Raw genomic sequence first — 11,569 nt, 5'->3', positions numbered from 1 at the left:
CCTGCTGGGGGTGGAGCGATATTACCTGCTGGAGTGAAGGGGGGTGCGGAATGTGGGCTCTCCGATACGGTGGGGGAGATTTTTGGCGATGCGCGCTGCCCTTCGCTGGGCCGGGTGGCGGCAGCGCGGGTCAGGGCGCTGTACGGGGAGGAAGGCCCGGAGGTTGTTTTCCTGCCCCAGATGCGCACCACCCGCACCGAGGCCCTGGCCGTAGCCCAGTTGGTGCAAAAGCGGGGGTGGGGGCGGGTTTTGCTGGTCACCACCCCCACCCACAGCCGGCGGTCGGCGGGAGCCTTTCGCAACCTGGGCGTGGAAGTGGTGAGCGTGGTCTCGAGCGAGCCCCGCTTTGACATGGCCCTGGTGGCCCCCGCCGACCGCTTACAGGCCCTTACCCCGCTGGTGCGGGAATACCTGGGCCTGTTGACCTACCGGCTGCGCGGCTGGCTCTAGCGGTAGGCCTGCAAGAACTGTTCCAGGGCCATTTTGCCGGGGCGAAGCTGCTGCTCCGAAAGCTGGGCCAGGGGGGTGCTGAGCTCCTCGACCTCGGCCAGGCTGGGGCGGTCGGGGTTGTAGTAGATCAGGCCGGTGATGAACTCCCCGGTTTCCTGGGCCCGTTGCAGGCGCTCGAGGGCCGCCAGTTTGTTGGTGGGGTCGTAGTCGTTGTCCAGGTTGCGCAGGCTAATCAGGGAGCCGTCGTGCAACCGCACCGTGCGGAACTCGCCGGGTTGCATGGGCTCAATGGAGATTTCCTCGGCGTAGGGGATAAAGCCCAGCTCGTGCAGGGGCTGTTCGTGCTTGGTGCCGTAGCCATAGCTCTTGGGGCTATTGTCTTCGTTGTTGAAGGCCACACACGGGCTGATGATGTCCAAGAGGGCCGTACCCCGGTGGGAGAGGGCGGCCTTGAGCAGCTCGCGCACCTGCTTGGCGTCGCCCGCAAAGCTACGGGCCACAAAGCCGCACCCGGCGATGATCGCTTCCATGCATAGGTCAATCGGAGGAAACTCGTTATGGCCGGCGTATTTGAGCTCGAGGCCCTCCTCCGCGGTGGCCGAGAACTGGCCCTTGGTCAGGCCGTAGACTCCGTTGTTCTCCACCACATAAACCATCCGCACGTTGCGGCGCATCAGGTGCTTGAACTGGCCCATCCCGATGCTGCCGGTATCGCCGTCGCCCGAGACCCCAATGGCCTTGAGGGTATGGTTGGCCAGCAGGGCTCCGGTAGCCACGCTGGGCATCCGCCCATGCAGGGCGTTGAAGCCGTGCGACATGCCCAGAAAATAGGCCGGCGACTTGGAAGAGCAGCCGATGCCCGAAAGCTTGATAACCTCGTGGGGCCTGAGGTTTAGCTCGAAGCCGACCTGCACCACCTGGCTGGCGATGCTGTTATGCCCACAGCCTTTACACAGGGTGCTGGGTGCGCCGTCGTAGTCTTTTTTGCTCAGGCCCACCGCATTGAGCTTGATGGGGGGAACTGGATTGGGGTTTTCCATAACATCCTTTTGCCGTTGATGGCGGTAACCACTGAAGGGGTTTTGCCCTATCTGAGGGCTTCTGCTTGTAGCAAGCGCTCCTGTACCCAGCGGGCCGTGAGGGGCAGCCCGTCCAGGTGTGCAATCGAGTGGATGCGGCCCGCGTACTGGGGCATCTCGGTTTGCAGGATGCCATGCACCTGTCCGTCGCGGTTGAGCTCGATCACGTAGACCCGCTCGTGGGCCGCCACAAAATCGCGCACCTGCTGGTTGATGGGCAGGGCCCGCAGGCGCAAAAAGCTGGTGGGAAGCTGCCGGGCCAGCCGGTCGCGGGCTTCCTCGATGGCGTAGCGGGTGGTGCCGTAGGCGATGATGCCTACCTTAGCTGAGGGGTTGTGATCTATTGCAGGGGCGGGCACCAGGTTGCGGGCGGTCTCGAACTTGCGGGCCAGGCGGGCCATGTTGCGCTCCCAGTCGTCGGCGCGTTCGCTGTACTGGGCCTGCTCGTTGTGGCCGCTGCCGCGGGTGAAATAGGCGGCCAGGGGGTGGGGGGTGCCGGGCAGGGTGCGGTAGGGAATGCCGTCGCCGTCTACGTCTTTGTAGCGGGCAAAGCCACCCAGGGCCTCGAGCTCTTCTGCGCTCAAAACCTTGCCGCGCTGGAGGGGCTGGCTGGGGTACTCGAAGGGCTGGCCCATCCAGTTGTTCATGCCCAGGTCCAGGTCGGAGAGCACAAACACCGGGGTTTGCAGCTGCTCGGCCAGGTCCAGCGACTTCCAGCCAAACTCGAAGCACTCTTCAATGGAGGAAGGAAACAAGATGGGGTGCTGGGTGTCGCCATGGCCCAGGGTGTAGGCAAAGGAGACATCGCCCTGGCTGGTACGGGTGGGCAGCCCGGTACTGGGGCCGACCCGCTGGATGTCCCAGATCACCGCCGGAATCTCGGTAAAGTAGCCATAGCTGACAAACTCGGCCATCAGGCTGATGCCGGGGCCGCTGGTAGCGGTAAGGGCCCGTGCGCCAGCCCAGCCCGCCCCCATAATCATGCCAGCAGCGGCCAGCTCATCCTCGGCCTGAATGACGGCATAGGTGGGTTTGCCGTCCTGATCCTTGCGGAGTTTGGGCAAGAACTCGCGCAGGGCGTCCATAAAGCTGGTCGAAGGGGTGATGGGGTACCAGGCCGCCACACTGACCCCCCCAAACACCGCCCCCAGCGCGCCGGCCTCGTTGCCGGTCATGATGATGAGCCCCTCGGTTTTGTTCATGGGCTCGAGGCGGTAGGGGTCTTGCTTGTGCAGATTCTCGCTGGCCCAGGCGAAGGCCCGACGCACCACCTGCATGTTGCTCTCCACCAGCTTTTGGCGGTAGTCGAACTGCGCCCCCAGGGCTTCTTCCACCACTTCCAGGGGCACCCCCAGCATCCAGGCCACCACCCCCACATAGGCCATGTTGGCGATGTAGGGCTTGCGCTTGACCGGAACGTCAATCCCAGCGATCAGCTCGCCGACCGGAACTGGGTAATACACCACGTCGTCGCGCCTGGGCAGGTTCTTCAGGTCGGTGTTGTAGACACACACCCCGCCCGCGGGAAGCTCCTGCAGGTCTTCGTGGGCGGTAGCGGGGTTGAAGGCCACCAGAATCTCGGAGGGCCGGCGGGCGATGTAGCCTTCATGGCTGACCCGGATGTGGTACCAGGTGGGCAAGCCTTGAATATTGGAGGGAAAGATGTTCTTGCCGTGTACCGGTATGCCCATCTTAAAAAAAGACCGCAGCAAAGTAAGGTTTGCGGTCTGACTTCCGGTTCCGTTGGCGGTGGCAACAACCAGGGAAAAGTCGTTGATGATGGGTGTGTGGGTTGTCAGGCCCGCCTCTTGTTGTCGTTCTAGAACACTCATGATACCTCCTAGTGCTATGTAACCCATCAGGCCAGCACTTGGTGTGCCCATATCCTATCGGAAACGGGTGAGGTGTTGGAGTGACTTTATGCCCTATTTCATGGGAAAAATAGCACAAGAGGGGCCTTCATTGGGTATGCCAAGGTGCAGCGGTTCCTGGTATTCCGGCCCGGTACAAAATGTCCTGGGTTCGTTCTGTTTGCCGGGCTCCACCTGCAGCACCGCGAGGAGCTGCTCCTATTGCAGTCTTCACAGAACTTGCCCCCCATCCGCGGCTCAATATGTGAAGAGCGCTCTAAGGTGGGTAGGAATGGCCTGCCACAACCTGAACCTGGCCTGCAACTCGAGCGCCCCCATGCAAGAAAGCAAAACCGCATCCAGGCCCTCGGCTGCTTGCAATGCACACTCGGCGTTGTGGGTGGGTGCTAGGTGTACTTATCCCCCCGCACCACCTCCACGTTTTCCACAAAGGCAATAACGGCGTAATTGGCAAAGTAAACCTCGGCCAGGTGGTTGAGGATCTTTTCGGCAACCATGGGGCTCACGACGGTTTCCAGGCGGATATTGCTGCCCTCCCATTCGCTGGCCCGTACCCCCCGGCTGCCCTCGCCCCGTGCGGAGGTAATGGTGTAGCCTTTGGCCCCCAGCTTTTTGATATCCCGAACCAGCCTCTCTTCCAGGAATCCCTCTGCAATGATGGTGACCAGCTTGAGTGAGACCAGGGTCATTAGCTACCTCCGTGCAGCCAGCGTGAAAGGGCATAGTAGATGGGGATCCCCAGGGTCAGGTTGAAGGGGAAGGTGATGCCCAGCGAGGCGGTGAGGTAGTAGCTGGGATTGGCCTGCGGTAAGGCGATGCGCACGGCGGCAGGGGCAGCAATGTATGAAGCGCTGGCAGCCATGGTGCCCAACACCGTCGTGCCCCCCACCGACATACCAGCCAGGCTACCCAGCCATACCCCCAGGCTACCTTGGACGATGGGCATGACCATTCCAAAAGCGATTAAGAAGCCCCCAACCGTTCGCAGGTCGCGCAGGCGTTTGGCTGTTACCATCCCGAGCTCGAGCAAAAACAGCATCAGCACGCCTCGAAAAGGATCCACGAATACCGGGGCCACCTGCTTGAGGCCAGCGGGCCCGCTCAAAAAGCCTATCAGCGAGCCTCCCACAAGCAACAAGATGCTCTTACCAGCCAGAATTTCCCGCACGGCTTCGCTTAGCGAACCTCCACCCAGGCTTCGCCGGGCAATCAACAAAGCTATTATGATAGCCGGAACTTCCAGAATGGCTACCAGGGTTGGCAAGAAGCCTTCTACTGGCTGCTGCGCGGCCTGCATGTAGGTGATGGCGGCAATAAAAGTTACAGCAGATACCGAGCCATAATGGGCCGCGATAGCTGCTGCGTTTACCACATCGAAACGCCCCAACCGCCGTAAGGCCGCATAGGAGAGCAGCGGGGTAAGCACGCTTAGGAGCAGGGTGGCCAGCGCTGGCTTCCACACTTCGGAGAATGGTGTGGTCGCCAGGGCGGCGCCCCCCTTTAGGCCAATGGCCAGCAGCAAATAAATCGAGAGGGTGGTATATAGCGCTTCGGGGATTCTTAGGTCAGACTTGACCAGTGTGGCCACGATGCCCAGGGCAAAGGCCAGCACGACAGGGGAGAGCAGGTTGGTGCGAAGCAGTTCCAGCGTGTCCACGTTATACGATTCTAAGACCGTTTGTGACAATTCAACGACTGCCATAAAAACCAACCCGCCTTACAACCGGGTGTGGCGGGGTTGGCTCGAGCAAAAGCAGGTTTGGTCGGCCCTGGCCAGCCAGTTTTAGCGCGCAATCTGCCCAGGGCAACAAAAGCCGCTGTAACGGGTATTTGTGAGCGCCGCCCTAGATCAGTCCAAAGGCTTTTTGAACCTCGTCCGGAACCGCTTTTGGGCGCCCGCGCAGGGGGTCAATCCAGACCCAGTCGGTCTCGCACTCCACCAACAAGACGCCAGCGCGAAAAATCCGGTTGTGGCGGGTGGCGCGAAAACTGCGGAAAGCCACAATTTCTGTGCTGACCTCGAGCGCATCCCCCAGTAGGGCCGGGCGGTGGTAGGTGATGGTATGCCGACGCACCACCGGAACCACCCCTAGCTGCCTGAGGCGCGCCAGGCTCATCCCCACGCTTTCGGCATGGGCGGTAACGCAGTCTTCGATGTAGCGCAAGTAGACCGTATTGTTGACGTGGCCCAGGCTATCTATGTCGCTCTCGAGCACCACAACACCCTGACCAAAGCGCCTTCTGGACTCCACCCGGATAGTCTACCCGTTGGGTGTCGGGAAAGCCTGGATGCTGGGTTTGATCAGGTCTGGCCCACAGTAGAAAACCCTGGCCTCTGGGTTTACTGCCCTTGCCCCAGGGAATACCCCGGCTTGCCGTCAAAGTTGTAAAGGTGTTCGGTTTTGATAAAGTCCATGCCCGCGGCGGCAATTTTGCCCAGCAGTTCCACAATGTCGTGGTGGTTGGGGGTTGTGTTGTGGGCCATAAAGCGCCCGCGCCAGTGGTCGGTGCGGAAGGTCTCGGGGAAGCCGCCGGGCCATACCTTCACACCCCGGTTGGTAATCAGGGCGAGCTTGAGTTTTTCGGTGGAAAGGGGCTCGAGCAGCCGGGCTAGCTCTTCGGGCTTGGTGCCGCGCCAGTTGAAAAACACGTCAATCCCGACCAGCTCTTTCTGGGCGGGTTTGGGGTTGCGTACCATCAGGGGCACCATCGGCTCCTTGCTGGCTTCGCCAAATTTGGCCGGGCGCAGGCGCTCGGGCAGCTGCCCCAGCCGTTCGATTACGGCCTGGGCAAACTCGGCAGTGCCCACCTTTTTCTGGCTGACCCGCTCGTCGTAGATATCGGCGGTGTGGATGCCGTCTTCCAGGGTTTTGAGCCAGGCGTTCTTGATTCGCGCTGCGGCCTCGGGCTGCCCAATGTGAACCAGCATCAGGATGGCCCCTTGCAACAGCCCGGAAGGGTTGGCCACACCCTTGCCGGCGATGTCGGGCGCGCTGCCGTGTACCGCTTCAAACATGGCGCAGTCGTCCCCCACATTGGCCGAACCGGCCAGCCCCACCGAACCTGCGACCTCGGCGGCGATGTCCGACAGGATGTCGCCGTACAGGTTGGGGGCCAGAATCACGTCGAAGCGCTCGGGCATCTCGGCCAGGCGGGCCGCGCCGATGTCCACGATCATGTGCTCTTTGTGCAGCTCGGGGTATTCGGCTCCAATTTCGTCGAACATCTTGTGAAACAGCCCGTCGGTAATCTTCATGATGTTGTCTTTGGAGATGCAGGTCACCTTTTTGCGCCCATTGCGCCGGGCGAACTCGTAGGCATAGCGCACGATGCGCTCGGTGCCGGGCTTGGAGATCAGCTTGAGGGCCATGGTGACTTCGTCGGTTTGCTGGTACTCGATGCCGGCGTAGAGGTCTTCCTCGTTTTCGCGCACGATCACCAGGTCAATGGATTTGTGTTTGGTGGTGACGAAGGGCTCGTAGCTTTGCACGGGCCGTACATTGGCGTAAAGCCCCAGGGTTTTGCGTACCGTCACGTTGAGGCTCTTGTAGCCTCCCCCCTGGGGGGTGGTGATGGGGGCTTTGAGAAAAACCCTGGTGCGCCGTAGGCTTTCCCAGGCACTCTCCTCGATGCCGCTGGTGTGCCCGCGCAGATAGACGCTTTCGCCAATCTCGATAACCTCGGGCTCGAGCTGTGCGCCGCCTGCCTCGAGGATTTGCAGCACCGCCCGCATGATCTCAGGGCCGATACCATCGCCAAAAGCAACCGTGATGGGTGTTTTGTTCATCTCTTCTCCTTGCGCCGCCTGGCGCTCAAGCGTCAATCTAGGTCAACCCAACCCAGCAGAAAGCGCATTGCGACATGGTTTGTTTCTGCTAAAATGCCATTTACGCTGGGGAATAACAGCTTCAAAAAGGGCTAGGGCCTGGAATCCGGCTGTTGGTTTTTGTTGCCGGGTTTATGTCTGTGAGTAGTAGCGCAGTAAACTACTCCCCGATGAACCTTCCTTCCTATCCCCTGATTGGCATCATCATGGGCTCCAAGTCGGACTGGGAGACCATGCAGCACGCCGCGCAAACGCTGGAGCAGCTCCAGGTGCCCCACGAGGTGCGGGTGGTTTCGGCCCACCGTACCCCCGACCTGCTCTTTGCGTATGCCGAAGAGGCCGAAGCACGGGGCCTCGAGGTCATCATTGCCGGGGCTGGGGGGGCGGCCCACCTGCCGGGTATGACCGCCGCCAAAACCAGCCTGCCGGTGCTGGGGGTTCCGGTCGAATCCAAAAGCCTGCGGGGGCTGGACTCGCTTTTGTCCATGGTGCAGATGCCTGCCGGGGTGCCGGTAGGCACCCTGGCGATAGGCCGGGCTGGGGCCATCAATGCGGCACTGCTGGCGGTGAGCATTCTGGGCAATAAATACCCCCAGTGCAAGACCGCCCTGAAGCGATACCGCAGTACCCAGACCGAGGCTGTGCTGGCCGAGCCCGACCCTCGCCCCAGAGGGTAATGTCCCCGAAAGGCAAAAATGGGCACGTTTTTTTGCTCCATGCCCTAAACTAAGTCTGGTGAGCATGAACAGGTGGGCATTGCCAGTAACGCTGCTGCTGGCTGGAATTCTGCTGGTGTGGGCTGCTTTGCTCTCGTGGGGTCTGGCCCTGGCAGGCTTGCTGCTATGGGGCCTGCTGGGCTGGCTGTACTGGGGGTTGGGTTTACGTGAAGACCAACTCCCTGATAAGCCGCACAACCCCGCGGCTTTCGAGCAGGCTGAACAAGAGCGCTTGCGTAGTGAAAAGGTGTTGCGTCAGATTGTCGAGACCGTGCAGGACGTGGTGCTGCTGACCGATGCCGATGCCCGCATTCAGTATGCCACGCCTTCGGTTTACCCGGTGGCCGGCTGGAGACCCGAAGAGGTGGTGGGGCAGTCGGTGTACAGCCTGCTGGACCCTGAGCAAAGGGGCATCTTTGAACAGATGATCCGTGAGGCAGGCCCCGAAAATCATCTGGCTCGAGCGGCTTTTGCTTACCAGCGCCCCGACGGTCAGCAGCGGGTTCTGGAGGCTTCCATCAACTTCCTCTTCTCGCCGGAGGGCGCTTTCCAGGGGGCGGTGGTGGGCATCCGGGACGTGACCGAGCGCTATCAGGCCGAGCAGGCGGTGCGGGAAAGCGAGCAGCGCCTGCGCGAGCTGACCAACTCCATGCGCGACGTGGTGATGATGCTGGATGCAAAAGGCTTCATCGAGTACGTTACACCCTCGATTCAAGCCGTGCTGGGTTACAATCCCCGCGAATTGTTGGGCCGAAGCGCCCTCGATTTTTTTGAACCAGAAGACCATAGCTGGGTGTTGGAAGCGGTACGGGCAGCCCGGGAAGGTCGGCGGCCTTTGCGACTGGAATACCAGCACCGCCACCGCGATGGCTCCAGGGTCTGGCTCGAGACCCAGCTCGACTATATTTACGACCTCGAGGGCAACCCCATCCGGATGCTGCTGGGGGCACGGCAAATTCAAGACCGCCGCGAGGCCGAAGAACAGTTGCGTAAAAGCGAGCAGATGTTGCGTCAGGTGACCGACGCTATGCAGGACATCGTTCTGCTAACCGACGAAAACGCCATCGTGCGTTACATTACCCCATCGGTGCAAAAGGTGGTGGGCGTTGCTCCAGAAACCATGCTGGGTCGTTCGGCCTACGAGCTGCTGGATTCCGAGCAGTCCAGGCGTTTTCAGGAGCTTTCAGCCGCCGCAAGCCCGGAAAACCCCTTTGCGCAGACGAGTTTTATCTACCTCAGACCCGATGGGCGCGAGCTGTATATGGAAGCCTCAATCAACTTCCTGTTCGATGCCCAGGGCCGTGACCGGGGCGCTGTAACGGGCATCCGCGACCTGACCGAGCGCTATCAGGCCGAGCAGGCGGTGCGCCAGAGCGAGCAGATGCTGCGGCAGATTACCGACGCCATGCAGGACGTGGTGGCCCTGACCGACCCCCAGGGCTATTTGCGCTACGTGACGCCATCGGTGGAGCGTCTGTTGGGCTATAGCCCAGAGCAGATGCTGGGCCGGTTGGCTTTTGATTATCTGGCCCCGGAAGACCGCGAAAAAGCCATGCGCTTGGCTGAGCAAAGCCTAAAGGGAAGCGGCTCGTATCAGCTCGAGGGGCGCTACCGCCACGCGGACGGGCATTACATCTGGATTGACACCCTGGTCAACTTTATCTTCGATGGACAGGGAAACCCTACGGGCAGTGTGGTGAGCGGGCGCGACATCTCCGAGCGACGGAGGGCCGAGGAAGCCCTGCGGGAGCGCGAGTATCGCCTGCGTCAGATTACCAACTCCATCCGCGATGTGGTGCTGCTGCTCGACCCCTGGGCCAAGGTGCAGTACGTAACCCCCTCGGTGGAAGAGGTACTGGGCTATCGCCCGGAGGAGCTGGTGGGCAGGCGTGTTTCCATTTTGCTCGATAAGGCCCAGTGGCCCGCTGTCCGGCGGCAGGGCTTGCGGGCCATCCGGGGCAAGCAGGTCTATACCACCGAGTGTGAATGCAGGCACAAGGATGGGCATGCGGTGTGGATTGAAAGCCTGGTCAATTTTGTCTGGGATGAAGCGGGTGCCCTGCAGGGCATTGTGGTGGGGATGCGCGACATCAGCGAACGCAAGCAGCAACAAGCCTACGTGGAGTATATGGCCTACCACGACGAGCTCACCAAGCTGCCCAACCGCCGGGCTTTAAGGCGAACCGCCGAGGAGCTGCTGCTGCAAGCCGGCCAGCAGGAAATACCGGTAAGCCTGCTGTACCTCGACCTGGACAACTTCAAGACCGTCAACGACACCCTGGGGCACGATGTGGGCGACGAACTGCTGGTGGAGGTATCGCAGCTGCTGAGCAAACAGCTACGCTCCGAGGACATGCTGGCCCGTTTGGGCGGCGATGAGTTTGCCTGCATTTTGTTCAACACCGATGCAGAGCAGGCCCGGCAGGTGGCGTTTCGCATGTCCAGGGCCATTCGCAGCACCCTGGGCTCGAGCAACCCTGCCCACAAGCTGCCCAGCCTTGGGGTTAGCGTGGGCATTGCCAGTTTTCCCAGGGATGGTCGAACCTTTGTCGAGCTGCTGAAGGTGGCCGATATTGCCATGTACCAGGCCAAGGACTCGGGCAGCCGGGTGGTTATTTACGATGCCGCCAAAAGCCCATATACCGAGGAGCGGCTTCAGTTTGAAGCAGCGATGCGCAAAGCCATCCAGGAGCAACAGCTTCAACTGCTGTACCAGCCCATCTGGCATCTAAGGGAGCACCGTATCGAGGAAGCCGAGGCGCTTTTGTGCTGGCCTTATCAGGGAAAGATCCTGCGGGCCTCGGAGTTTGTGCCCCTGGCAGAAGAGCTGCATCTAATCGAGCAGATGGACCTCCTGGCCCTGCAAAAAGGCTTATTGCAGCTAAAGAGCTGGTGGCGGGAGGGGTCTTTGTGCCGCCTCTCCATCAACCTCTCGACCCAGTCGCTGGTGCAGCCCGAGGTGGTGCGGGAGCTTCTGGAGCAATTGAGCAAAGCAGAAGTCGCCCCCCGATGGCTCACCCTCGAGGTAACCGAGAGCGTTCTGCTGCGAGAGCCCGAACAGGCGCGGGAGGCCCTGGGCATGTTCAAAGCCCTGGGGGCTCAGATAGCCATAGACGATTTTGGCAGCGGTTATGCCTCGCTCAGCTATCTGCGCCAACTGCCGCTGGATCGCCTCAAGATTGACCGGAGCTTCATCAGCTACCTGGGAACCAGCGTGCGGGATGAAAAGCTGGTGCGGGCGGCCATAGACCTGGGGCACAGCCTCGAGGCCGAGGTGGTGGCCGAGGGGGTCGAGACCCCAGAGCAGCTCGAGTGGCTGCGCGAAAACGGCTGCGATCTGGTGCAGGGTTATCTGGTGGGCCAGCCGGTTCTCATTGCAGACTGGCCGCCACCCCTACCCATCGAGCGCCTTTTCCTTTCTGTGAGGAAATCAGAAAGCCAGAACCAGCCCAGATGAGGTGAGGTGTCCTCAACTTGGTTCTTCGGGTGGAAGTCATTTGAGCGGGCGGGATCCCCTTTAGCGTCCACAGCCAGCCGGGTGTAGAGCAGGCACTGAGTGTCTCCATACAACCCACATTCCGCACCCCTCAACCTTGACTTTAGGATTTTGGGGTGGAAACCAATGCT

At 61.0% G+C, this 11,569-nt stretch carries 9 protein-coding genes; 3 read left to right on the top strand and 6 right to left on the bottom strand.

Features of this window, described 5'->3' with window-relative positions; all coding sequences use genetic code 11:
- On the top strand, window positions 1-450 hold a 450-nt coding region (locus tag ABWU19_RS12885; protein WP_435902082.1), incomplete at its 5' end, for a YdcF family protein.
- On the opposite strand, the gene ABWU19_RS12880 is transcribed toward ABWU19_RS12885, so the two are convergent.
- The 6 genes from ABWU19_RS12880 to ABWU19_RS12855 all read right to left on the bottom strand — a co-directional run bounded on the left by ABWU19_RS12880 (window position 447) and on the right by ABWU19_RS12855 (window position 7,187).
- Window positions 447-1,490 (bottom strand): 2-oxoacid:ferredoxin oxidoreductase subunit beta, encoded by a 1,044-nt coding sequence (locus ABWU19_RS12880; RefSeq protein ID WP_435902081.1) that lies wholly within the window; start codon window positions 1,488-1,490, stop codon window positions 447-449. The two genes, ABWU19_RS12885 and ABWU19_RS12880, sit on opposite strands and share 4 nt — an antisense overlap.
- 47 nt (window positions 1,491-1,537) lie before the next feature.
- Complete coding sequence (locus ABWU19_RS12875) at window positions 1,538-3,361, bottom strand: 2-oxoacid:acceptor oxidoreductase subunit alpha (protein ID WP_435902080.1); 1,824 nt, start codon at window positions 3,359-3,361, stop codon at window positions 1,538-1,540.
- A 425-nt stretch (window positions 3,362-3,786) separates the two neighbouring features.
- Window positions 3,787-4,089: a P-II family nitrogen regulator gene (locus ABWU19_RS12870; protein WP_435902079.1), complete on the bottom strand. Its 303-nt coding sequence runs from the start codon at window positions 4,087-4,089 to the stop codon at window positions 3,787-3,789.
- Window positions 4,089-5,057 (bottom strand): sodium-dependent bicarbonate transport family permease, encoded by a 969-nt coding sequence (locus ABWU19_RS12865; RefSeq protein WP_435902078.1) that lies wholly within the window; start codon window positions 5,055-5,057, stop codon window positions 4,089-4,091. The genes ABWU19_RS12870 and ABWU19_RS12865 overlap by 1 nt, the downstream gene beginning before the upstream one ends.
- 187 nt (window positions 5,058-5,244) lie before the next feature.
- Window positions 5,245-5,652, bottom strand: a complete 408-nt coding sequence (locus ABWU19_RS12860) for an acyl-CoA thioesterase (RefSeq protein ID WP_435902077.1) — start codon at window positions 5,650-5,652, stop codon at window positions 5,245-5,247.
- Between the two features lie 89 nt (window positions 5,653-5,741).
- Complete coding sequence (locus ABWU19_RS12855; RefSeq protein ID WP_435902076.1) at window positions 5,742-7,187, bottom strand: NADP-dependent isocitrate dehydrogenase; 1,446 nt, start codon at window positions 7,185-7,187, stop codon at window positions 5,742-5,744.
- 209 nt (window positions 7,188-7,396) lie between these two features.
- Between ABWU19_RS12855 and purE the strand changes: the two genes are divergently transcribed.
- Window positions 7,397-7,903, top strand: a complete 507-nt coding sequence (gene purE, locus ABWU19_RS12850) for a 5-(carboxyamino)imidazole ribonucleotide mutase (protein ID WP_435902075.1) — start codon at window positions 7,397-7,399, stop codon at window positions 7,901-7,903.
- A 64-nt stretch (window positions 7,904-7,967) separates the two neighbouring features.
- Window positions 7,968-11,399 carry a sensor domain-containing protein gene (locus ABWU19_RS12845; protein ID WP_435902074.1) on the top strand — a complete coding sequence of 1,144 codons (3,432 nt, stop codon included), beginning with the start codon at window positions 7,968-7,970 and terminating at the stop codon, window positions 11,397-11,399.
- Window positions 11,400-11,569 lie beyond the last annotated feature (170 nt).

This window comes from Meiothermus cerbereus (genome assembly GCF_051297115.1).
GTDB classification, from domain to species: domain Bacteria; phylum Deinococcota; class Deinococci; order Deinococcales; family Thermaceae; genus Meiothermus; species Meiothermus cerbereus_A.
This window is presented reverse-complemented; position numbering and strand designations above follow the sequence as displayed.